We start from the raw sequence: 21,900 nt of genomic DNA on the forward strand, positions 1-21,900 counted from the left end.
ATGAGTAATATGAAACTAACCGCAACCGCGGCAAATGAGCGATCCTCTTTCCTCGGTAATTTACGCCATAAATTGCCGAAAGATACCGGTATCTTTATTGTTATGCTGGTTATCGCCCTGACATTTGAAATTGCCGGCTGGTTTGTCCGCGACCAGTCTTTTCTGATGAATACCAACCGCCTGGTGTTGATCGTCCTGCAGGTCGCCATTATCGGGATTATCGCCGTCGGCGTCACGCAGGTCATTATCACCACCGGGATTGACCTCTCCTCCGGTTCGGTCATTGCCCTTGCCGCCGTGGTGGCGGCAAGCCTGGCGCAAACCTCGGATAGCCTGACGCCGATGTTCCCGTCGCTGGTTAACCTGCCGGCGGTCATTCCCATTTGCGCCGGGATTGGCGTCGGGCTGATCTGCGGATTAACCAACGGCTTTTTGGTCACCCGCACCGGGATCCCGCCGTTTATCGCCACCCTCGGGATGATGGTTTCCGCCCGCGGTCTGGCACAATATTACACCCAGGGAAATCCTATCAGCTTCTTGTCCGACAGCTTTACGTCGATTGGTCAGGGGGCGATGCCGGTGATTATTTTCTTCGTGATTGCCGCCCTGTTTCACATCGCCCTGAAGCACACCCGCTACGGTAAATATGTTTACGCCATCGGCGGCAACATGACCTCGGCAAAAGTGTCCGGCATCAATGTGAATAAGTATCTGGTTATCGTCTACACCATCGCCGGCGCGCTGTCGGGGCTGGCCGGAGTGGTGCTGGCGGCGCGCGTCAGCAGCGGGCAGTCCAGTATGGGGATGTCCTACGAACTGGACGCGATCGCCGCGGCCGTTATCGGCGGCAGCAGCCTGATGGGCGGCGTCGGCCGCATCACCGGGACTCTGATTGGCGCGATGATTCTCGGTTTAATCAAAAGCGGCTTCACCTTCGTCGGCGTCGACGCTTACGTTCAGGATATTATCAAAGGGATTATTATTGTTGCGGCGGTGACGATAGACATGCGCCGTAACCGCAAGAAGCATTAACCGGTAAGAACCCGCGGCCTGAGCTGCCGCGGGCTCTATGACTTTCTACGCCGCGTCCGGTTCCGGCTCATCGGCGGCCAGGCGTAAACTGTTGAGCAACACGTTGGCCCCTTTTTCTGCCCATGCGGGCAGAATGTTTTCCGCCTCGTTATGGCTAATCCCTTTCTCGCAGGGGATAAAAATCATGCTGGCGGGCGCGACCTTGCTGATATAGCAGGTATCGTGACCGGCGCCGGAGACCATACGTCGGGCGCTGTAGCCCAGCGCTTTTGCCGCCTGCTGGCTGCGGGCCAGACACTCTGCATCAAAGGCGATAGGGGCGTAATCGAAAATACGCTCGACTGTCGCCGTCACGCGGCGTGCCGCCAGCTCTGCGGCGGCACGATGCAGCGCCTGTTCCATCGCTGCCAGCGCCGGGGTTTGCGGGTGACGAAATTCAACGCTGCAGGTTACGCGCCCCGGCACCACGTTGCGCGATCCCGGTATCACCTGCGCCATGCCGATGGTCGCCCGGCCATCGGGATTGTGGGCGATGCCGATTTGCTCAACCGCCAGCGCCAGCTCGGCGAAAGCGGTCAGCGCGTCGCGGCGACTGCCCATTGGCGTGGTGCCCGCGTGGGCGGAAAAGCCCTCCAGCGCGACGTTGAACCAGCGTTGGCCCATCGCCGCGTCCACCAGCCCGATATCAACCCCTTCTTCTTCCAGAATCGGCCCCTGTTCGATATGCACCTCATAACAGGCGTGCAGCGGGAATGCGGCTGCCGGACGTTCGCCGCGGTAGCCGATAGCCTCCAGCGCCGCGCCGACGCTGATGCCGTCGCGATCTTCGCGGGCCAGCGCGAAAGCTTCGCTAAACTGCCCGGCCCACACGCCGGAGGCGAGCATCGCCGGGGCAAAGCGCGCCCCTTCCTCGTTGGTCCAGTTGACCAGCACGATATCGCGCTCGGTCTCTATGCCGCGATCGTTCAGCGTGCGCAGCGCCTCCAGCCCGGCCAGCACGCCGTAAATGCCGTCATAGCGGCCGCCGAGCGGCTGGGAATCGACGTGCGAACCGGTCAACACCGGGGCCAGCTGCGAATTTTTACCGGCGCGGCGGATAAACATATTGCCCATACTATCGACTGTGCAGGGAAAACCGGCTTCCCGCGCCCACTCGCGCAGCAGGTCGCGCGCCTGCCGGTCCTCATCGCTAAGCGCCAGTCGGGTGACGCCGCCCGCAGGCGTGGCGCCGAGACGCGCCATCGCGTTGAGCGTTGACCACAGACGTTCGCCGTTGACGGTTATCATGGTTTGTCCTTTTTCACGCGATAGCGGAAGTCGCAACACTTTCCGCCCTGCATAATGGTGGTGGTGCGGGTCAACTCCACGTCCGGGGCGTAGCCGACGATAAACTTGTCATCGCGGGCGCAGGAGAGCAGGTGACCAATCTCGCCGAGGCCCATTTCGTGGTACATCTCGGCGTAGCGGCAGCGGTTAACGTTGTAGTTATACTGCTGGTCGTCGGCGTCCAGCACCTTGACCTCCAGCGCATTGTCCTTTTCCCACAGATATTGCAGGGCGACAAAGCTCTGGATGTTCGCGCCGTCCGGCTCCTGGCTGGCAAAGGCTTTTCCCGCCTCGATGGCGGCGTTTTCAATCGCTTCGCCGATGACCGCCTGGGCGCGAGCCTTGCCTATCTCGCGCACCAGGATGGCGTAAATCGGCTTAATAATTTCGGCTTCAATCTTGCGGCGGGCGAGAATGCCCAGTTCATTATTATCACTCATCACATTGCCCCACTGCGTTACTTCGTTGTTGCGCCGCCGAGTACGGTTTGCGGCTGCCATTTGCCGTCGACGACTTTGTAAACGGTAAAGGTTGGCGATTTCAGGTTGCCCTCTTTATCAAAGGCGATTTTCCCGGTGACCCCGGAGTAGTCGATCGCGCGCAGAGCGGGCAGGTAGTCGGTCGGGTCGACGGAGTCGGCTTTTTCCATCGCCGCCACCAGTACGCGGGTGGCGTCATAGGCGAACGGCGCGTGCAGCTCGATATGGGTGTGGTAGCGCGACTGGTAGGCTTGCTCAAAGGCTTTGCCGCCCGGCATCTGGTCGACCGGCAGGCCCGGCTCCAGTGCCACCACGCCGTCACCCTCTTTTTGCGCCAACTGGAGGAAGGTCTGGCTGACGAAACCGCCGGCGCCCATCAGGGTGGCGTTCATCCCCAGCTGTTTGATCCGCCGCGCCAGCGGAGCGGCCTGGCTATCGACGCCGCCGAAGAAAATCAGGTCGGCGTTTTTGCTGCGGATCGCGGTCAGCACGGCGCTGAAGTCGACCGTCTTGTCGTCAACATACTGACGGTCAACAATTTTCACGCCCTGTGCTTCCAGCGACTTAATGAACTCGTCCGCCAGCCCCTGACCAAAAGCGGTACGGTCATCGATCACCGCGATGCGTTTGGCCTTCAGAGTTTGCACCGCGTACTGTCCGGCAAACTGGCCGCCGTCATCGTCGTGGCCCATCACGCGGAAGCTGGTGTCAAAGCCCTGTCTGGTATAGGCGTGTCCGGTGGCGACCGGGGCTACCTGGGCGATGCCGGCATCGTGGTAAACCCGTGCGGCGGGAATGCTGGTGCCGGTATTCCAGTGACCGATCACGCCGGCGACGCCGCTGTCCACCAGACGCTGGGCAACGGCAACCGCGGTACGCGGATCGGACTGATCGTCTTCCGATTGCAGTTTGAAGGTCACCGCCTTGCCGCCGATGGTCGGATGCTGCTGGTTGATATCATCAATCGCCAGCTGCGCGCCGTTTTCCAGATCCTTACCGATACGGGCGGAAGGGCCGGTCAGCGGACCCGCCAGGCCGATAATGACGGTTTCGCTGGCCGCAGACCAGGCGGCGGATGAGGCAAAGCCACTGAGCAGAATAGCGGCGCTGAGCGCACTGATTTTGACTGTTTTCATTGTTTTTCCCTGAGGCTGGTTAGTGTGTCAGGCGGGTATTTCGCCCAAATAAATCTGTGCGATACGGTCGTCGGCCAGCAGCGCCTGCGAGGCACCGCGCTCGACAATGCTGCCGCTGTCCATCACCCACGCGCTGTCGGTGGCTTCCAGCGCCAGGCGCGCGTTCTGCTCAATCAGCAGTAGCGCCACGCCGCGCTGACGGAGAGTGGCTATCACGCGGAAAACGTTCTCGACCATCAGCGGCGCCAGGCCCATTGACGGCTCATCAAGGATCAGCAGACGCGGCTGGCTGAGCAGGGCGCGGTTGAGCGCCAGCAGCTGCTGTTCGCCGCCGGAAAGCAGCCCGGCCAACTGATGCTGGCGTTCAGCAAGGCGCGGGAAGTTGGCGAAGATTTCGTCCATCTCCTGTCGGACCGCCGCGCTATCGCGACGCAGCCAGGCGCCCATTTGCAGGTTTTCCAGCACCGTCATGCGGGTAAAGATGCCGCGGCCTTCCGGTACCATCACCAGCCCTTCGCGCAGCAGCGACTCCGCTTTGCGTCGCCGCAGCGGTTTACCGTTGAAAATAATCTCGCCGCTAAAAGGCTCCAGCCCGGTAATGGCGCGCACGGTGGAGCTTTTGCCCGCGCCATTGGCGCCGATTAACGTAGCCTGCTCACCCGCTTTAACGCTGAATGAGACATCGCGCACCGCCTGGATACCACCGTAGTGCACGCCGAGGCCGGTGACGGTTAACAGATCAGACATGGGCATTCCCTCCAAGCCAGGCGGCGATTACCGCCGGATCGCGGCGCACGGTCTCCGGCGTTCCGCTGGTCAGCGTTTTGCCGTAATCCAGTACCATCAGGCGATCGCAGATGCCCATCACCAGTTTGACGTCGTGCTCAATCATCAGCAGGGTTTTGCCGTCGTCGCGGATGCGCAGCAGCAGTTCGCCCAGCGCCATCTTCTCGGCGGCGTTCATCCCGGCCGCCGGTTCATCCAGCGCCAGCAGGCGCGGATCGGTCGCCAGCGCGCGGGCAATTTCCAGCCGCCGCTGGTGGCCGTAGGCGAGGTCGCAGGCGCGGTAGTGGGCGAACTGCGCGATACCGGTGTAGTCCAGCCAGTGCCACGCCAGCTCGCGGGTCTGTGCCTCTTCGGCGCGGGCGCGTTTATGGCGGGAGAGCGCGGCCCACAGACCGTTGCGGGTGCGCACGTGGCGGCCGACCATCACGTTTTCCAGCACCGACATCTCGTTAAACAAGCGCACGTTCTGGAAGGTGCGGGCGATACCGGCGGCGGTGACCTTCTCGATATTTTTCGGGAAGTAGGGCTGCCCGGCGATAGCGAACTCGCCGTTGTCCGCCGGATAGAGCCCGGTTATCAGGTTAAAGCAGGTGGTTTTCCCCGCGCCGTTTGGCCCAATCAGGCCGTAAATTTCGCCTTCGTTGATGGTCAACGAGACGTTATCGACCGCCGTCAGGCCGCCGAAGCGCTTTGACATATGACGTACGCTTAACAGGCTCATACTTTGACTCCCTGATGACGCGCGGGCCAGATGCCCTGTGGACGCAGGAGCATGACCAGCACCAGCGCCAGGCCGTAGAACAACTGGCGCAATATTTCCGGGTCAATCAGCACCTCGCCAAACAGCGCCTGCTGTAGCGGCGCCGCCTGGCTGCGCAGCAGCTCCGGCAGCGCGGTCAGCAGCACCGCACCGAGGATCACGCCGGGGATATGCCCCATTCCGCCGAGCACCACCATCGCCAGCACTGCGATCGACTCCTGCAGGGTGAAGGACTCCGGGGAGACAAAACCCTGGAACGCGCCGAACAGCGCCCCCGCCACGCCGCCGAAGGAAGCGCCGATAGCGAAGGCCAACAGCTTGTAGTTACGCAGGTTGATGCCCATCGCGCGGGCGACGTCTTCATCCTCGCGGATGGCATGCCAGGCGCGGCCAATGCGCGAGTGCTGTAGCCGCAGGCAGACAAAAATAATCGCCACAATCACCAGCATCAGCAGGTAGTACCACAGCCACAGCGCCGGGACTTTAAAACCGAACCAGTGATAGACGCCGCTAAACTTCAGCCCGAACAGATTCAGCGAATCGACCCCGGAGATGCCTTTTGCGCCGTTAGTGATGTTGACCGGACGGTCGAGGTTGCGCATCAGGATGCGGATAATCTCACCAAAACCGAGGGTGACGATGGCCAGATAGTCGCCGCGCAGCTTCAGCGTCGGTGCGCCGAGTACGATGCCGCAGCCTGCGGCCAGCAGCGCGGCGAGCGGAATAATCACCAGCCAAGAGGTATGCAGGCCGTCCGGGAGCCAGTGATTTAACAGCGGGAACACGTCCAGCAGATGCGGCGAGGCCAGCAGCGCCGCCAGATATGCGCCAACGGCGTAGAAGGCGATAAAGCCCATATCCAGCAGGCCGGTGTAGCCGACCACGATATTCAGTCCCAGCGCCAGCATGATATACAGCAGGGCGAAGTCGATGACCCGCACCCAGTAGTTGCCGCCGAGCTGGCTGGCGACCATCGGCGCCACCAGCAGGGCGCAGACGAACAGGGTCATCCCGGACCAGAAGCGGCGGGAGGCGACAGGCGTGTCGAGTTGTGCCGTTGTCATGATTTTCTCCTAAGCCCGGTGCGCAACGCGCTCGCCGAGTAAACCGGCAGGGCGGAAGACCAGCACCAGGATCAGCACCATAAAGGCGAAGATATCCTGATAGTTGCTGCCAAAGACGCCGTGGGTCAGGTCGCCGAGATAGCCGGCCCCGAGGGATTCGATCAGGCCCAGCAACAGGCCGCCGACCATCGCGCCGCGAATATTGCCGATGCCGCCGAGCACCGCGGCGGTAAAGGCTTTAATCCCCGGCAGAAAGCCCATGGAGAAGCCGGCGCTGCCGTAATTGCTGGCCATCATCACCCCAGCCAGCGCGGCGAATACGCCGCCGATGGCGAAGGTGAGGGTAATAATGGCGTTGGGATTGACGCCCATCAGCGTGGCGATGCGCGGGTTTTTCGCCACTGCGCGCATCCCCCGGCCTAAGTGGGTGAACTCCACCAGCAGCCACAGGCCGAGCATCACGGCAAACGCCAGCGCGACGGTGACGATACCGGTGACGGTCACGAGCGCCGGAGGATGCGCAGCGCTCCCCTGGGTCACGGCGATCGGGTCCATCGGCAGGATCTGCGGGAACATCAGCGGATTGCGCGACCAGACGATCATCGCCACGGTTTGCAGCAGCACCGAGACGCCGATCCCGGAGATCAACGGCGCGAGGCGCGGGGCGTTGCGCAGGCGGCGGTAGGCAAAGCGTTCTACCGCCATCGCCAGCAGGGCGCACACCGCCATGGCCAGCAGCAGCGCCAGTCCGAGCTGCGCCAGCGGCGGCAGAGTGGGGAAATGGGCATTCAGCGCGTTCATCCCGGAAAGGGTGGTTAACGCGCCGACCATCAGAATATCGCCGTGGGCAAAGTTAATAATGCGCAGGATGCCGTACACCATGGTGTAGCCGAGCGCGATCAGGGCGTAGATGCTGCCGAGCATGACCCCGTTGATAATTTGTTGTATGAGTGTGTCCAACTGATTCTTCCGACAAGATGCTCGAATGACAGCTACCATCCAACAAATGAATTAAATTGTAAAATACGCATATATTCTTTCTTATTATAAATGCGTAGTTAGCTATCTTTATGATTTTTAATATTATTAAATAATGCATCAGGTAGAGAAATACGCTAAGAAAATCAATATATGAAAAAAACAGAACAATCACAGGAGCCGGTTAGCTGGTCGGAAAGTACGTTAGACAACGATCCGCCGCTGCGGGCGGTGCGCGCCTTCGAGGCGATCGCGCGGCTGGGAAGCGTGACCCTGGCGGCGCAGGAGCTGGCGATTTCGCCCTCGGCGGTAAGCCATCAGCTGAAGGTGCTGGAAGGCTATTTGCAGATCCCGCTCACCGAACGCCAGGGGCGGCGGCTGACCCTCAGCCAGCAGGGGCGGGAGTATTACCGCTCTATTCGTGCGGCGTTTAACGTGCTGCGCCAGGCCACCGAACATCTGGTCGAGCAGGTACAAACCCAGCAGGTGACGATCAGCCTGATCCCGCTGTTTGGCATGGGTTGGTTTATTCCCCGCCTGCCGTCGTTCGTCCATGCCAATCCGCATACCGAAATCAACGTGGTTTACGCCAACCACCGCAACTACCTCAGCGACGCCTCCGATATGTCGATCCGCTTTGGCAACGGCCACTGGACGGGCTATCAAAGCGAAAAACTGATTTCCGGAAAAATGGTGCCGGTATGCAGTCAGGCTTTTCTGCGCCTGCACGGGCATATCGATACCCCGGAGCAGCTCTTGCAGATGCCGCTGCTGCACGACGAGGAGCGCACGACATGGAACCAGTGGTTTGTGCAGCAGGGGGTTAAGCGTCCGCCGCGCTCGACGGGAGCGCTATTTGAGGATGGCCTGCTGACCCTGGCGGGCGTACAGGCGGGGCTGGGCTGCGCGCTGATGCGCGAGCCGCTGATAGCCCCCTACCTGAAGAGCGGCGAGCTGGTGAAAATCTTCGATGCGGCGATCGATGATGGTCGGGATTACTACCTCTGCGTGCGCCAGGACAGCGAGATGACGCCAAACGGCAAACTGTTGCAGAGCTGGTTACGCAACGAGGCGTTAAGCTAAGCCCCGCGTTAATGCGTCAGCGATGTCGAATCTGCAACGTCGCGGGCAGGTAGCGCTGTAGTGGCTCTGGCGTATTGCCGTCGATCAGCTGGCTTATCAGATCATAGCAGTGCCAGGCCAGCTGGCGATTGTCCTGCTGCACGGTATCGATACGCAGCGACAGTGAATCATAAAGGTAGTGATCGTCGAAACTGGCCAGGTGGATATCGGAATCCAGCAGATGATGCTGGCTCATATAGCGCAGCACCCCTTCCAGCAGACCGCAGGCGGCGGTGAACAGCGCCTTCGGCGGCCGTCCGAGACGCGCGCAGAGCGCGGCGAACATCTCATAGCCGGAGCTCGGGTGATAGTTGCCGTTAATCACCCACTCGGGACGCAGTTCGACCCCGGCGTTTGTCAGCCCCTGGGTAAACCCGGCGAGGCGATCGCGGGAGGGCGACAGGCGCGGCTGCCCGCCGAGAAACCAGAACTCATCGCGATGCGAAGGCGCAATGCGGGAAATCAGATCCGCCGTCGGGCTGATGGAGTCGGTCATCACCAGCGGCAGCGTGCTGTCGTTGGGGCAGCGGTCAAACAGCACCACCGGCAGCTGTTCGCTGAGCTTGAGGTAATCGGCGTCGTTATGCATACAGGAGGCGACGATCAGCCCGTCAACCTGGCGGGCAATCATATTATTGACCACCATGCTCTCCTGACCGGGGTTTTCGTCGGTACAGGAGATAAGCAGTTGAACGCCCGCCTCGCGGCAGAGCATTTCCAGCTCATGAGAGAAGACGGCAAATCCGTAGTTGGTGATTTCAGGCACCACCAGACCGATGGTGTGGCTGCGGTTATCGCGCAGCAAGCGAGCGTGGATACTGGGCTGATAATGTTGTTCGCGGGCGATAGCCTGCACGCGCTCGCGCGTTTCCTGCGCCACGCGTAGCTCTTTGCCACGACCGTTCAGCACCAGGCTGGCGGTCGCTTTCGACACGCCAGCCAGTTCAGCGATATCTTTAATGGTAACGCGTTTGGTTTTCATCACAACAACATGCGCCTGAAAGCAAAACGCTTATTCTACCATGCATGGCTCCAGCGGCCAGTAGCAGAATGTTGCCGGCGTCGCGCCGCTGAAAACCAGCTGTGCGGGATAGTCCGGGAACAGGCGGCTGCTCATGACCCCTTCGCCATCGTTAATGAAAATCTCCACGCTCGAGCGGTCGATAAAAATCCGCAGCGAGCGGACTTCGCCGCGCCAGTAACGATAGAGCATCTCGTCGTTGGCGAGGCTGCGTCGTGCCAGGCGGATTCCGCTGCCGTCGCGCTCAAGGGTTAACGCGCCGCCGAAATCGAGACTTAACGCGTCGTCACCGGCGGTATCGAGGGCGATTTCCAGCGGCGCCAGCGGCAGAACGTTCCCCTGCCAGCCGCGGGCTTCGCCGCGCAGGGCGCTCAGTTCGCGCAGCGGGCGCTGAAAGAGTTTGCCGTCCACCCACGCCAGTTCGCGCAGGCAGGTCATCTGGTGGATCCAGCCGTGGGCTCGCGTCGGCTGGCGCATCTCCTCGCCGTCCGGTACGCCCATCCAGCCGACCAGCAGCCGACGGCCATCGCTGGTCTGCATGGTTTGCGGGGCGTAGAACTCAAACCCGGCATCCAGTTCGTGCAACGCGCCGTGCGTGAAGGCGGCGCTGGCGTAGTCGAAGCTGCCGGCCATCCACACCGCCGGATAGCTGTTGAGGTAGCGCTCTTTCTCGCGGGCTATCCCCTGCGGGCAGCAAATCAGAATATGCTGGTCGGCGAGCGGGAACAGGTCCGGACACTCCCACATGTAACCGGCATCGTGCAGTCCGTTGATGCCGGCGCCGGCGATTTCGCCTTCGTTGATCCATTGATGGAGATCCACAGAGCTAAACAGCAGCACCTTGCCGCGTTCTTGTCGATTCTGGGCACCCAAAACCATGTACCAGCGGCCTTCATGCCGCCATACTTTCGGGTCGCGCACGTGGCCGGTATAGCCCTCCGGCAGCGGCAGGACCGGCCCCAGCTTGCTGAAGGTGCCGTCGGCATTTTCCGTCGCCAGGCACTGCCAGGCGGTTCGGCTGCCGTCGGCAAACTTGACGTTGCCGGTATAGCACAGGGTCAGCGCCCCGCGATTATCCACCGCGCTGCCTGAGTAGCAGCCGTTGCGGTCATACTCCTCGTCCGGCATCAGCGCAATCGGTTCATGCCGCCAGTGCAGCAGATCGGCAGAACTCCAGTGCCCCCAGCATTTGAACTTATGGTCGCAGGCGAGCGGGTTCCACTGATAGAACAGGTGATAGCGCCCGGCAAATTCGACAAAGCCGTTGGGGTCGTTCATCAGCCCGGTGACCGGCGCATGGTGCCAGCGAGGATAGTGACTATCGGCCAGCGCGCGCGGCTGGCCCTGCATAACGGCCTGCAAAATCGCAGGCAGGCGTGATGGAAGTGACATTATTCCGCGTCCGTTTTGTATTTCAGCAGCAGGGAGACGATAAAGGCAACGCCGAAGGCGATGACCATCCCGATAATGTAGTTCAGCAGCGAGCTGGCCTGCACGATAGCCATACCGGGAATCGCCGTCAGGCCCACCGCGGTCATGTAGACGTGCATGGAGACGACCCACGCGCCGCCCGCCGCCCCGCCGATCAGCGCGGCGATAAACGGCTTCATAAAGCGTAAGTTGATACCAAAAATCGCCGCTTCGGTGATGCCCAGCATAGCGGAAAACGCCGACGGCAGGGCAATGGCTTTGATTTTGATATCTTTGGTTTTAAACCACACCGCCAGACAGGCCCCGCCCTGGGCGACGTTGGCCATTGCCCAAATCGGCAGCAGGAAGTTGACGCCGATGGACGGATTGCCCAGCAGGCCCGCTTCGATGGCGTGGAAGCTGTGGTGAATACCGGTGATCACAATAACCGAATAGAGACCGCCAAACAGCAGTCCGGCCAGCCAGCCGGCGTGGCTAATCAGGGTGCTGAGAATGAATGAAATGCCGTCACCCAGCGCGCGACCCGCCGGGCCGATAATCAGCAGGGCGATAAAACCGGAAATAATCACCGTCAGGAACGGCGTCAGGATCAGGTCCAGCGCATCGGGGATCACGCGGCGCAGCTGCTTCTCAACGATGCTCATAAACCACACCGCCAGCAGCACCGGGAACACCGTTCCCTGATAGCCGATCATGGCGATCTCGAGGCCGAAGAAGTTCATGGTATGGAAACCGGCGGCCACGCCCCAGGCGTTGGTCAGCGCCGGGTGGGTCAGAATGCCGCCGAGCGTCGCGCCGAGATAGGGGTTACCGCCGAATTCGCGGGCGGCGGTAAAGCCAATCAGGATCGGCAGAATAATAAACGCCGCCGAACTGCACATATCCAGCATGATGTAGATAGCGTTGCCCGGGTCGACCCAGCCGTAGGTTTTGACCATGCCGAGCAGGCCCATCAGCAGGCCGGAGGCGACGATGGCCGGAATGATCGGTACGAAGATGTTCGACAGCAGGCGAGCGATACGCTGGAACGGATTAAGCTTTTTCGCCGCGATGTCGGCGGCTTCCGATTTGCTGGATTCGCCGATGCCGGCGGCCTGAATAAAGGCGGCGTAAACTTTGTTTACGACCCCGGTGCCAAAAATAATCTGCATCTGTCCGGCGTTACGAAAGCATCCTTTTACGCCTTCAATTTTGCCGATAGCCTGCTGGTCGGCGAGCGCATCATCGACCAGTACCAGACGCAGGCGCGTGGCGCAGTGCGCGGCGCTGGCAATGTTTTCCTTGCCTCCCAGAAGCGGAAGCAGCGAGCGGGAAATCTGTTCAAAATCCATAGTACCCTCTGAATGCGTAATGATTTTCGTGTTGTGGTCCCGTGTGCACGGGGGCGCAGTTTCTGCGTCGTTATTGTGTCCGGGGCGCTGGCCGACTCGCCGCCGCCCCGGTTTTTCTGGCGTCAGACGCTAGCCGTCAGAACCAGGTCTCCATTTGCATACCGAACGACCATTCGCCGCCCGATTTAAAACCGTTGCTGCCTAAAGCGTCATCGTTGGCGTAATTATCCAGTTTTTTGCTCCAGTCCATCCACGAGGTGTAGAGGCGGATCTCCGGACGGCTGAAGAAATCACCGATGCTACCGACCTTAAAGGTAGGGGCGAAGGTGAGTTTATAGAAGCTACCGTTCACCGCATGGCGGTCATTGTAGCCTTCGGGTTTGAGATCCATGTACTGATAGCTGCCTTCGTAAGCGAGGGCGAAGTTCTGAGTGATCTCCTGAATCAGACGCAGGTTGAGCGTCGCCCACTGGTAGCTGTCGCCATCGACATAGCGATCTTTACTGCTCTGCGCCAGCACCGCCGGGGCGATAAACCAGTTCTTGCTCAGCGGCGTGGTGCCGTAGCTGGCGAAGCGCCAGGTATTTGCTCCCGGGCGCAGCGCGCCGTCGGAACCCACGCCTTTCACTTCTGCGCCTAGCCCGTGGCCATAGAGCAGAGCCGTTTTGCTGAGCCCTTCACGCAGGCCATAAAAGCTGTCGTTGTGCAAACCGAGCAGCGTATGCACCCCGGTATTGGCCGCATCGCCTTTGACCAGATTACCGTTGGTATCTTTACGCTCGTCATTATCTTTCGCCCGCATCCCGCTGACCATCACCTGCACCGGGCCGATGAAGTTGTTCATGCTGAGGATGTAGTTCTGCACACTATTGCTGGAATCAGCAATATCACCGAAGTTGCGCCCGTATAACGAGAAGTTACTCCGCAGGCTGTCGTTCCACTTCACGTCATAAATACCGCCGCCGGTCCCGGCGAGGAAGACCACGTCGGAGTCTATCCAGTGAATATCAAAGTTGTCGCGGTCGAAGCGTTTCCCGGCCCACAGGGTCGAACCTTTGAAGGGGCCCTCGAAGGTGGGCAGATTACCCAGTTCGACGAAAGCCTGGCGCACGTTCAAATCGCTGCTGCTTGCCGTCCAGTCGTTATAGGTGGTTTGGCCGTCGGCCACCATCACTTTGAAGCGCGTCGTTGCCCCGTTATCCAGCGTCTGCTTATGTTCAAGGTTCATTTCGACATAGGTGTCGGCCTGATTCCCCAGACGGCCGATGGCTCCGCCGGTTTCCCCGGCAGGCGTCATGTAGGCGCCGGATTTGGTACTGGCGGCGGAGTCATTCATGATGACGCCGGAACGGGCGTAGCCGTGGAACTCAAACCCGCTTTTCTCGTCGGCTTTTTTCTCCAGCTTCGCGGTGCGTTGAACGACTTGCTGGGTTGTGTCCTGCGTTTTTTGCTGCTGCGTGGTGAGCTGCTGGACTTTTTTCTCTGCCGACTCGGCGCGGTTTTCTGCGCTTTGAGCCCGGTTTTCTGCATCCTGCAGGCGTTTCTCCAGTGCCATCAAACGGGTTTCTATACTACTCAGATCCGTTTGCGCATGAGCCGAGGCCGCGCCGGTTAGCAAAGTAATAAGAACCGCAAGTGTGCTTTTTTTATACATGTTAGTCGCATCCCAAACGTAAAATTGACAGAGTTGTGTTTTTTGCTAAACCGGTTTAGGTGCTATGTTAAACATGACCTTTAACATCTGGGAACAGAAATTGCTAAACCGATTTAATAAATGTGATGGATGCAACAAAGTGGGCTGCCGGAGCAGCCCGAAAGGATCAAAATGAGTGATGCAGATCGTGCTGGTAGGGCAGGGCGGTCATCGCCCCTTTGGCGGTAGTGGCCAGCGCCCCGCAGGTTTGTGCCTGCATAATTGCCGGTTCCAGCGCCGCGAGATCCGCGGGCATTCCCTTAGCGGCAAGGCTGGCCAGCAGCCCGGCGACAAACGCATCGCCTGCGCCGGTGGTATCGACGCTGACCACCGGCTGGGCGGGGAAGTGGGTGAACTGTTGCTGAAAAGCGGCGAGCACGCCGGCTTTGCCCTGAGTGACCAGCAGGAGTTCTGGCTGATAGCGCCGGGTCAGGGCGGCTATCCCCGCGGAGACATCATCGCTGCCGCCGATCAGCGCCAGCTCTTCTTCGGACAGCTTCACCACGTTCGCCAGACGCAGCGCGCGGTCGAGACAGGTGCGCAGCAGCTCCGGATCCTGCCAGAGATCCGCGCGAATATTGGGGTCAAAGCTGACCCGGCCGCCGGCTAATTTGATTCTCTCCATCGCCGCGAAGGTGGTGCTGCGGCTGGGCTCGGCGCTGAGTGCGATGGAGCAGACGTGCAGCCATTCGTTGGCGGCGAAGGACGGCAGGTCTTCCGGCTGTAAAAACAGGTCCGCGCTGGGGCGCACCATAAAGGTAAAGGTTCTCTCCCCCTCGCCGTCGAGATCGACCACCACGGTAGACGTCCGGTGCTGCGGGTCAGCGTGCATGTAGCGGATATCCACCTGTTCCTGGCGCAGAGTTTGCTGCATAAAACGCCCAAAGGGATCGTCGCCGACGCGGCCGATAAACCCGCTGTTGCCGCCCAGGCGGGCGACGCCTACCGCCACATTGGCCGGCGCGCCGCCGGGGCACTGCAACAGGCGACCGCCGCTTTCCGGCAGCAGGTCCACCACCGCATCGCCAAGTACCCATACTTTTGCATTCATACTGTTTCTACCTCAATGCTAAACTTAATTAAACCGGTTTAGCTTATTTAAGCATAGCCTGATGATGAACGAAACGCCGCGATCGATAAAGTGAGAAGCCGGGCAAAAAAACGGCGCAGCGGGAGCGGGGAGGGGGGCACGCCGGGGTGAGTATGATGCGGCTGGCAATGAACGAAAGCCTGTTTGTATCCCGGAGGTTAACGTTTAGTTTGCCAACGCCGTGAATCCGGCGCCGACCGGGCATCGTTGTTTACCCGGACGGCGTCTTATTCTCACTCCGCCAGGCCGTCGATAATCACCTGCATGATTCCCTGTGAGCAGGGCTCAATCCGTCCGCGTACGCCATAGACCGTCGCGAGTATCTCCGGGGTAATCACCTGCGACGGCGCGCCGTCGGCCAGCAGTCGGCCTTCCTTTAGCATCAGCACATGATCGGCATGGCGCAGGGCAATATTAATATCATGCACCACGACCAGGGTGATGATATTGCGCCGCCGGGTCTCCCGGCGAACCAGGTCCATCACGTGAAACTGATAGTTCAAATCCAGCGCGCTGAGCGGCTCATCCAGCAGGAGTAATGACGGCTGGCGGATAAGCGACTGGGCCAGGCCGACGAGCTGTTTTTGCCCGCCGGAGAGCTGGTCAAGGTAGCGTAACGCCAGATGCGCTATGCCTAACTGGCGCAGCAGGGACATCACTTCCTCCTCACTATCTGCACGTACGCCGCCGGCAGCGTGTCGGGCGACGATAATCGACTCCAGTACGTGCAGATGCACGCCCGCAGGCAGCGTTTGCGGCAGATAAACCACTTTTTCCGCGCGCCTGGCGAACGGCAGCGTCAGCAGGTTTTCCCCGGCCAGCGACAATTCCCCCGTCGATGGGCCAAGGCCGGCCATCGCCCGCATCAGCGTGGATTTTCCGCTACCGTTGGGGCCGAGAAGCGCGGTGATTTTGCCGCGCGGCAGATGGGGGACGGTCAGATCGTGAATGACCTGACGTTTCGGATAACCGGCGTTGAAATGACCGAGCGCCAGCCCTGATTCCGCCGAGGTGTGCAGGCTCATACGTTCCCCCGATGGCGTAAAATAATACTCAGGAAGAAAGGAACGCCGACCAGCGAGGTGACGATCCCCACCGGGATTATCGCCCCAGGCAGCAAATTTTTCGACGCCACCGAGGCCAGTGACAGCACCAGGGCGCCAGTCAAGGCGCTGGCGGGCAGATAAAAGCGGTGATCCTCACCAAAAACCAGGCGTGCGATATGCGGCGCGACGAGGCCAATAAAGCCGATTGGGCCAACGAAGGCCACCGACAGCGCCGATAGGATGCTGATTCGCAACAGCGTGGTCAGACGCAGGCGACGGACGTTGATGCCAAAGCTGATAGCCCGGTCTTCGCCGAGGCGCAGCGCGGTCAGCTTCCAGGCATTGAGCATGGAAAGCGGCATCACGACCGCCAGGACGGCAAACAGAATCCCCACCTTTTGCCATGAGGCGCGATCGATACTGCCCATAGTCCAGAATACCAGCCCCTGCAGCGTGTCCTCGTTGGCAACAAATTGCAGCATCGACACCAGGGCGTTAAAGGTAAATACCAGCGCGATACCAAATAAGATGACCCCGGAAGTGGCGACCTGGGTCCAGCGGGTTACGCCGTCCAGCAGCAGGGCGGCCAGCAGGGCAAACAGAAACGCGTTAGCGGAGGTAAACCACTGGCCGGGAATGCCGGGAATCCCAATCCCCAGCACGATAGCCAGCGCCGCGCCGAACGCCGCCGCCGAGGAGACGCCGAGGGTAAAAGGGCTGGCGAGCGGATTATTGAGGATAGTTTGCATCTCGGCGCCAGCCAGCCCCAGCGCAAGGCCAACCACCACCGCCATCAGCGCGTAGGGCATACGAATATCCCAGACAATCACCCGCGTTCCGGCCGCTGCGCTGCCGGGATCCGTCAGGGTTTGCCACAGGGTATGCAGCGACATGCCTGACGGCCCGAGCACAAAGTCGAGTAGCAGCGAGGCGACGATCAGCAGCAGCAACAGCAGCAGCAAGACGACACGGCGGCGCAGAATGCGACGGTAGTGCGTCATGGCGCTGTCGGGGCCAGCGTTCAGCGTGTGGATATCGGATTCAGTCGTCGAACTCATGTCGATTATTCACCCTGTTTCCAGGAAAAGACGAACGGCAGGTCCGGCAGGGAGGTGAAGCGACGCACGATCTCGTGATAGGTCTCATCGGGATTCAGCGCGGTAAACGCCTGCGGGTAGATATCTTTTGCCAGATACTCCATGCCGACGATATTCCACGGATGGTTGTAGAAATGGTGGTAAACCCCGTAGGCCCGCTGCGCTTTTACCGCCGGGATATCGCTGACGCCGGTTCGTGCCAGCAGCGCCTCGCCCTGGGCATTAACCTCCTGCTGGCTGACCTGATAGCCTAACGGCAGGACCTGGCTGTTGCCGCGTTTCGAACCGGTCATGATGTAGGCATCGGGCTTCATGCTGATAATTTTTTCCAGCGCCACGAAACCGGAGGCGCCGGGCAGGACCTGCGAGCCAATATTGGTGGCGCCGACGGCTTCCACCAGTCCCCCCCAACCGCTGTGTCCGTGGGTAAAGCAGCAGGCATCGCTATTGCCGGCGATCGCTTCGACAAAGACCGTGGCTTTCGGGGCGATAGTGGCCGTTTTCTGTTCGATAGCCTGTAGGTGCTGGCGATAGAAATCGGTATAGGCTTTGGCGTTGCTCTCGCGGTTGAGCACCTGGCCTAACAGATCGATGCTGGGAGCGGTATCGCGGGCAGGATTGACCTCATAATCGACAAATAACACCGGAATATTCAGCGCGCTAAGTTTGCTGATAACCCCGCTTTCGGTTAGCGCCGGCTTCGCGCGTAGCTGGGCAATCATCAGGTCGGGCTGGCGGGAGAGCACGCTTTCCAGGTCAACGTTGCCCTTGTCACTAAAGCCCATATCGAGAATCGCCGCCGACTGCGGCCACTTCTGTTGCAGCATTTTCCAGGTCGCCACGTCCTGTTTTTTCGCCAGATTGTTCCAGGCCACAACGCGTTTAAACGGGTTGTCCCGGTCCAGCAGCGCCAGCGACATAAGATCCCGCCCGTCCTGCAGGATGATGCGCTGGGGTTCATGCTGGAGCGTTATCTGGCGGCCATCGAGATCGGTGACCGTGAGGGGATATTGCGTTGCGTGGCTGATAACGGGGATCGAGATTAACCCAGTAAGAATGAGATAACTTACTGATTTTCTTGCCATAATTTGAGTTCCGTCGCTTACTTATAACTATAATGATTTTGATAAGTATTCGCGTATAAAAATAAACGGCAGGTATATGAAAAACAAATTTCATAAGTTGTAACAACTTAGCGGAATATTCTGGCGTATCCTGATCAGGGTGATGGTTAGCCTGAAAACGGGGAAAAGAAGACGGTTCTGGTTTTAAGAACTATCCCTAATGCCATGACCGGAATGTTATGCCATGCTGTTGATGACTCATAACATTAAGCACGTTAGAGAGGAAATGATGAAAAAAGCAATGATTGCGTTATCTGCGATTCTGGTAGCAGCCCCTGTTTTTGCTGCGACAACACACGCAACTGATGATACCGTCGCGGCGGCCCATGAAGGGGCGAATACGGCGAAAGAAAAACTGCACCAGGCCCAGAACGAGGGCAAGGAGCTGAAGCTGAAATCCGAGCACGCGGCGCAAGGTAAAAGCGACAGCGTGAGCAGTCAGGTAAGCGAAGACGCTCAAAAAGCCTGGCATAAGACCAAAGAAGGCACGGAGAAGGGTTGGGATAAGACCAAAGAAGGGACGGAAAAAGGCTGGAATAAAACCAAATCCGCCACCGAAAAAGGTTGGGATAAAACCAAATCCGCTAGCGAAAAAGGCTGGGATAAAACCAGGCAGGGTGCGGAAGAGCTGAAAAATAAAGTTACCGAATAATCCCGGTGGCGTTGTAAAAAATAAGGTCGCGAAAGCGGCCTTTTTTTGCGCCCTCATTTACGACAATGGATATTAACGCCGGGGTAATACCTGCCTCGCGACGGGCTTTCGGCGAGAGTGAATCGAGTTTACTCAGTGTTTCACGGGTATTTTTGAATACGGGTAGCGTTGCTGGCTGGCGGTACATCATCGCGGTTCCGCTGCGTGCTCACTGTCCGCAATATGGTGCCTGCCGAGGCAATCTGAAGATATTGAATAAGCTGATTTAAGCGTGGTGATTGTAGAGTAAAAGCGCACTGATGGCCCAATAATTAAAAGTTTATATTTAAATTTCACCATATTTATGGCCTGTATCACTATAAAAATAAAATTTATTAGCATGATTTTTTACAGGCTGTTGCACGCCTCCTTCTTTGCTGTATTGCCGGTAACTGGCTGAATAATCATTAGTAAATGAGATGAGACGCACGCCGGAAATCAGAAATCTTACTTGCATTAAATGCTTATCCAGATAAGTTATTGAGTCTGAGTTTATTCTTCATCCTTCACGTTTTGGGGTTCTGGCCCCCCATTTTCCAACGTTCGTTTAGCTGAAGCCTGAATGAAGCAGAATATCGATTTCTTATTTCCCGGAGAACGGCATGAGCCATTTTGTGATTCCAGAAATTAAAGCAGCTGAAGAAGAAATGATTGCGATCCGTCATTATTTACATGCCCACCCGGAATTAAGTCTGGAAGAGTTTAATACCAGCGAGCTGGTGGCGGAAAAACTGGCGCAGTGGGGCTATACGGTGACCCGCGAACTGGGGAAAACCGGGCTGGTGGGATCGCTAAGCAAAGGGCATTCATCACGTACGATTGGGCTGCGCGCCGATATGGACGCGCTGCCGATTGTTGAAACCACGGAATTACCCTGGGCCAGCACCGTGGCGGGAAAAATGCACGCCTGCGGCCACGACGGCCACACCACTATCCTGCTGGCGGCGGCTAAATATATTGCCTCGCCGGCCTGCCAGTTTAACGGCACGGTGCACGTCATTTTCCAGCCAGCGGAAGAGGCCATCGGCGGCGCGGACCTGATGATAAAAGACGGGTTGTTTGAGCGCTTCCCCTGTGATTGCGTGTTTGCGCTGCACAATATGCCCGGGCTGCCGGTCGGCAAGCTGGGCTTCTACGCCGGCAACTTTATGGCGTCGGCGGATACCGTCAAGATAACCATTCACGGCTACGGCGGCCACGGCGCTCACCCGGACCGCGCGGTCGATCCCATTCTCGCCGGCTCGGCGCTGGTGATGGCCCTGCAAAGTATCGTCGCCCGTAACGTGCCGCCGGGGGAAACCGCCGTGGTGACCGTCGGCACCTTCCAGGCGGGCATCGCCTCCAATGTGATCCCGGAAAGCGCGGTCATGGAGCTGACCGTGCGGGCGATGAAGCCGGAAGTGCGCGATCTGCTGATCAAACGGATTCACGACATCACCGAATTTACCGCCAAAAGCTACGGCGCCACCAGCGAGATTGAGGTCTACGACTCCTACCCGGTGCTGACCAATAGCGTGGAGGAGACCGCTTTCGCCAAAGCATTAGCGCTGGAGGTCTTTGGCAGCGAACAGGTACTGGAATCCGTTGCGCCGATGAACGCCAGCGAGGATTTTGCCTTTATGCTGCAGGCGCGTCCGGGCTGCTATTTCCTGCTGGGTAACGGCGAGAAGGGCGATAAAGGTGGCTGCATGGTGCATAACCCTGGCTATGACTTTAACGATGACATTATTACCACCGGGGCGTCGTTTTTCGCCCGCTTAGTTGAAACACACTGCCGTTGATCTCTGGAGCTCGTAAATAATGAAAAAATCACTACTGCTGTGGGTCGCGCTGATGGCGTCCACATCGGCGCTGGCCGCAGAACAAAAAGAAATTCGTTTTGGCGTCGATCCCACTTTTGCACCGTTCGAATGGAAAGACCCGCAGGGCAAGCTGGCGGGTTTTGATATTGATTTAGGCAACGCCATCTGCCAGCGGTTGCAGGCGAAATGCGTGTGGGTGGAAAGCAACTTCGACGGCATTATTCCGGCGCTGAAGGCGCGTAAATTCGACGCGATTCTCTCCGGCATGTATATGACCGAGAAACGCAAAGAGCAGATTGGCTTTAGCGACAAGCTGTACAACGGCCCGGTGTTCCTCGTGGCGCGTAAAAATACGCTGACCGGCAATACGCCAGAGCAGCTCAAAGGCAAAACGATCGGCGTGGAGCAGGGCTCGGCGCAGGAGACTTACGTCAACCAGCACTGGCGTCCGTCGGGCATTAATATCGTGGCCTATCAGGGCGCTGACAGCGTGGTGCGGGATCTGGAATCCGGGCGTATTGATGGCGCGGTGCTCTCCGGAATGATGGCGGACTACAGCTTCCTGCAACAGCCGCAGGGTAAAGATTTCGCCTTTGTTGGCGGAAATTTACAGGATAATAAGCTGTTCGGTGCCGGGGCGGCGATTGGCCTGCGAAAAGAGGACGATGCGTTGCGTCAGGAAATTAACCGCGCGATCGCGCAGATTCTCGCCGACGGAACCTATAAAAAACTGTCGGGTAAATATTTTAGCTTTGACGTCTATTCCGGGACATAATGTTGTAATGCATCCGGCGGGCACGGACAGGCCCGCCGCAAGATTCCTTTTCTGACTCTCCACTCATGGTTCTTTCCCGCCCGTTGCGGCCTGGCGAAGGATGCAGAATATAAGCG

Annotated in this window: 20 protein-coding genes; 5 read left to right on the plus strand and 15 right to left on the minus strand. The window is 58.9% G+C overall.

Features of this window, described 5'->3' with window-relative positions; all coding sequences use genetic code 11:
* The first annotated feature begins 9 nt into the window (after nt 1-9).
* Nucleotides 10-1,032 carry an ABC transporter permease gene (locus FNY10_RS01465; RefSeq protein WP_191121248.1) on the plus strand — a complete coding sequence of 341 codons (1,023 nt, stop codon included), beginning with the start codon at nt 10-12 and terminating at the stop codon, nt 1,030-1,032.
* Between the two features lie 45 nt (nt 1,033-1,077).
* On the opposite strand, the gene FNY10_RS01470 is transcribed toward FNY10_RS01465, so the two are convergent.
* Genes FNY10_RS01470 through FNY10_RS01500 form a run of 7 tightly spaced genes read right to left on the minus strand, consistent with a single transcriptional unit; the run spans nt 1,078 to nt 7,543 of the window.
* Nucleotides 1,078-2,319: a Zn-dependent hydrolase gene (locus tag FNY10_RS01470; RefSeq protein WP_160702101.1), complete on the minus strand. Its 1,242-nt coding sequence runs from the start codon at nt 2,317-2,319 to the stop codon at nt 1,078-1,080.
* Nucleotides 2,316-2,798: an L-2-amino-thiazoline-4-carboxylic acid hydrolase gene (locus tag FNY10_RS01475; RefSeq protein ID WP_100686013.1), complete on the minus strand. Its 483-nt coding sequence runs from the start codon at nt 2,796-2,798 to the stop codon at nt 2,316-2,318. The genes FNY10_RS01470 and FNY10_RS01475 overlap by 4 nt, the downstream gene beginning before the upstream one ends.
* Nucleotides 2,799-2,815: 17 nt before the next feature.
* Nucleotides 2,816-3,973 (minus strand): branched-chain amino acid ABC transporter substrate-binding protein, encoded by a 1,158-nt coding sequence (locus tag FNY10_RS01480; protein WP_160702099.1) that lies wholly within the window; start codon nt 3,971-3,973, stop codon nt 2,816-2,818.
* Nucleotides 3,974-4,000: 27 nt separating this feature from the next.
* Entirely contained in the window at nt 4,001-4,720 is a 720-nt protein-coding gene (locus FNY10_RS01485) for an ABC transporter ATP-binding protein (RefSeq protein ID WP_131047566.1), read from the minus strand.
* Nucleotides 4,713-5,480, minus strand: coding sequence for an ABC transporter ATP-binding protein (locus tag FNY10_RS01490; RefSeq protein WP_160702097.1), 768 nt, complete (start codon nt 5,478-5,480; stop codon nt 4,713-4,715). The genes FNY10_RS01485 and FNY10_RS01490 overlap by 8 nt, the downstream gene beginning before the upstream one ends.
* A complete protein-coding gene (locus tag FNY10_RS01495) occupies nt 5,477-6,583 on the minus strand; it encodes a branched-chain amino acid ABC transporter permease (protein WP_131047568.1) in 1,107 nt (368 codons plus the stop codon). Before FNY10_RS01495 ends, FNY10_RS01490 begins: the two co-directional genes overlap by 4 nt.
* 9 nt (nt 6,584-6,592) lie before the next feature.
* A complete protein-coding gene (locus FNY10_RS01500; protein ID WP_160702095.1) occupies nt 6,593-7,543 on the minus strand; it encodes a branched-chain amino acid ABC transporter permease in 951 nt (316 codons plus the stop codon).
* 171 nt (nt 7,544-7,714) lie between these two features.
* Here FNY10_RS01500 and FNY10_RS01505 point away from each other — a divergent pair, with 171 nt between their 5' ends.
* Complete coding sequence (locus FNY10_RS01505; RefSeq protein ID WP_160702093.1) at nt 7,715-8,644, plus strand: LysR substrate-binding domain-containing protein; 930 nt, start codon at nt 7,715-7,717, stop codon at nt 8,642-8,644.
* Between the two features lie 16 nt (nt 8,645-8,660).
* Here the strand turns inward: FNY10_RS01505 and FNY10_RS01510 are convergent, their stop codons facing one another.
* The 8 genes from FNY10_RS01510 to FNY10_RS01545 all read right to left on the minus strand — a co-directional run bounded on the left by FNY10_RS01510 (nt 8,661) and on the right by FNY10_RS01545 (nt 18,477).
* Nucleotides 8,661-9,665, minus strand: a complete 1,005-nt coding sequence (locus tag FNY10_RS01510) for a LacI family DNA-binding transcriptional regulator (RefSeq protein WP_131047571.1) — start codon at nt 9,663-9,665, stop codon at nt 8,661-8,663.
* 30 nt (nt 9,666-9,695) lie between these two features.
* Nucleotides 9,696-11,096, minus strand: a complete 1,401-nt coding sequence (locus FNY10_RS01515; protein ID WP_160702091.1) for a sucrose-6-phosphate hydrolase — start codon at nt 11,094-11,096, stop codon at nt 9,696-9,698.
* Nucleotides 11,096-12,466, minus strand: a complete 1,371-nt coding sequence (locus FNY10_RS01520; protein ID WP_131047573.1) for a sucrose-specific PTS transporter subunit IIBC — start codon at nt 12,464-12,466, stop codon at nt 11,096-11,098. The genes FNY10_RS01515 and FNY10_RS01520 overlap by 1 nt, the downstream gene beginning before the upstream one ends.
* Nucleotides 12,467-12,602: 136 nt before the next feature.
* Nucleotides 12,603-14,120, minus strand: a complete 1,518-nt coding sequence (locus FNY10_RS01525) for a carbohydrate porin (RefSeq protein WP_100686023.1) — start codon at nt 14,118-14,120, stop codon at nt 12,603-12,605.
* A 166-nt stretch (nt 14,121-14,286) separates the two neighbouring features.
* Nucleotides 14,287-15,210: an aminoimidazole riboside kinase gene (locus FNY10_RS01530; RefSeq protein ID WP_131047574.1), complete on the minus strand. Its 924-nt coding sequence runs from the start codon at nt 15,208-15,210 to the stop codon at nt 14,287-14,289.
* Between the two features lie 272 nt (nt 15,211-15,482).
* A complete protein-coding gene (locus tag FNY10_RS01535) occupies nt 15,483-16,274 on the minus strand; it encodes an ABC transporter ATP-binding protein (protein ID WP_141965155.1) in 792 nt (263 codons plus the stop codon).
* Complete coding sequence (locus tag FNY10_RS01540; RefSeq protein WP_160702570.1) at nt 16,271-17,296, minus strand: FecCD family ABC transporter permease; 1,026 nt, start codon at nt 17,294-17,296, stop codon at nt 16,271-16,273. The genes FNY10_RS01535 and FNY10_RS01540 overlap by 4 nt, the downstream gene beginning before the upstream one ends.
* Before the next feature lie 62 nt (nt 17,297-17,358).
* On the minus strand, nt 17,359-18,477 hold the full coding sequence (locus FNY10_RS01545) for an ABC transporter substrate-binding protein (protein ID WP_160702089.1): 1,119 nt from the start codon (nt 18,475-18,477) through the stop codon (nt 17,359-17,361).
* Between the two features lie 268 nt (nt 18,478-18,745).
* Between FNY10_RS01545 and FNY10_RS01550 the strand changes: the two genes are divergently transcribed.
* The 3 genes from FNY10_RS01550 to FNY10_RS01560 all read left to right on the plus strand — a co-directional run bounded on the left by FNY10_RS01550 (nt 18,746) and on the right by FNY10_RS01560 (nt 21,784).
* On the plus strand, nt 18,746-19,168 hold the full coding sequence (locus FNY10_RS01550) for a hypothetical protein (RefSeq protein ID WP_131047577.1): 423 nt from the start codon (nt 18,746-18,748) through the stop codon (nt 19,166-19,168).
* A gap of 641 nt (nt 19,169-19,809) precedes the next feature.
* Nucleotides 19,810-20,988, plus strand: coding sequence for a M20 aminoacylase family protein (locus FNY10_RS01555; RefSeq protein ID WP_100686137.1), 1,179 nt, complete (start codon nt 19,810-19,812; stop codon nt 20,986-20,988).
* A gap of 19 nt (nt 20,989-21,007) precedes the next feature.
* Nucleotides 21,008-21,784, plus strand: coding sequence for an ABC transporter substrate-binding protein (locus FNY10_RS01560; RefSeq protein WP_131047579.1), 777 nt, complete (start codon nt 21,008-21,010; stop codon nt 21,782-21,784).
* Nucleotides 21,785-21,900 lie beyond the last annotated feature (116 nt).

This window comes from Klebsiella sp. Lac1 (assembly GCF_009825425.1).
Taxonomy (GTDB): domain Bacteria; phylum Pseudomonadota; class Gammaproteobacteria; order Enterobacterales; family Enterobacteriaceae; genus Klebsiella; species Klebsiella electrica.

What these genes read in the sequence shown, in the direction of transcription:
- FNY10_RS01505 (WP_160702093.1), top strand. Translation starts at nt 7,715, where the DNA reads ATGAAAAAAACAGAACAATCACAGGAGCCGGTTAGCTGGTCGGAAAGT.
- FNY10_RS01555 (WP_100686137.1), top strand. Translation starts at nt 19,810, where the DNA reads ATGAGCCATTTTGTGATTCCAGAAATTAAAGCAGCTGAAGAAGAAATG.
- FNY10_RS01510 (WP_131047571.1), bottom strand. Translation starts at nt 9,665, where the DNA reads ATGAAAACCAAACGCGTTACCATTAAAGATATCGCTGAACTGGCTGGC.
- FNY10_RS01480 (WP_160702099.1), bottom strand. Translation starts at nt 3,973, where the DNA reads ATGAAAACAGTCAAAATCAGTGCGCTCAGCGCCGCTATTCTGCTCAGT.
- FNY10_RS01475 (WP_100686013.1), bottom strand. Translation starts at nt 2,798, where the DNA reads ATGAGTGATAATAATGAACTGGGCATTCTCGCCCGCCGCAAGATTGAA.
- FNY10_RS01545 (WP_160702089.1), bottom strand. Translation starts at nt 18,477, where the DNA reads ATGGCAAGAAAATCAGTAAGTTATCTCATTCTTACTGGGTTAATCTCG.
- FNY10_RS01535 (WP_141965155.1), bottom strand. Translation starts at nt 16,274, where the DNA reads ATGAGCCTGCACACCTCGGCGGAATCAGGGCTGGCGCTCGGTCATTTC.
- FNY10_RS01465 (WP_191121248.1), top strand. Translation starts at nt 10, where the DNA reads ATGAAACTAACCGCAACCGCGGCAAATGAGCGATCCTCTTTCCTCGGT.
- FNY10_RS01520 (WP_131047573.1), bottom strand. Translation starts at nt 12,466, where the DNA reads ATGGATTTTGAACAGATTTCCCGCTCGCTGCTTCCGCTTCTGGGAGGC.
- FNY10_RS01550 (WP_131047577.1), top strand. Translation starts at nt 18,746, where the DNA reads ATGAAAAAAGCAATGATTGCGTTATCTGCGATTCTGGTAGCAGCCCCT.
- FNY10_RS01540 (WP_160702570.1), bottom strand. Translation starts at nt 17,296, where the DNA reads ATGACGCACTACCGTCGCATTCTGCGCCGCCGTGTCGTCTTGCTGCTG.
- FNY10_RS01485 (WP_131047566.1), bottom strand. Translation starts at nt 4,720, where the DNA reads ATGTCTGATCTGTTAACCGTCACCGGCCTCGGCGTGCACTACGGTGGT.
- FNY10_RS01490 (WP_160702097.1), bottom strand. Translation starts at nt 5,480, where the DNA reads ATGAGCCTGTTAAGCGTACGTCATATGTCAAAGCGCTTCGGCGGCCTG.
- FNY10_RS01470 (WP_160702101.1), bottom strand. Translation starts at nt 2,319, where the DNA reads ATGATAACCGTCAACGGCGAACGTCTGTGGTCAACGCTCAACGCGATG.
- FNY10_RS01560 (WP_131047579.1), top strand. Translation starts at nt 21,008, where the DNA reads ATGAAAAAATCACTACTGCTGTGGGTCGCGCTGATGGCGTCCACATCG.
- FNY10_RS01530 (WP_131047574.1), bottom strand. Translation starts at nt 15,210, where the DNA reads ATGAATGCAAAAGTATGGGTACTTGGCGATGCGGTGGTGGACCTGCTG.
- FNY10_RS01525 (WP_100686023.1), bottom strand. Translation starts at nt 14,120, where the DNA reads ATGTATAAAAAAAGCACACTTGCGGTTCTTATTACTTTGCTAACCGGC.
- FNY10_RS01515 (WP_160702091.1), bottom strand. Translation starts at nt 11,096, where the DNA reads ATGTCACTTCCATCACGCCTGCCTGCGATTTTGCAGGCCGTTATGCAG.
- FNY10_RS01495 (WP_131047568.1), bottom strand. Translation starts at nt 6,583, where the DNA reads ATGACAACGGCACAACTCGACACGCCTGTCGCCTCCCGCCGCTTCTGG.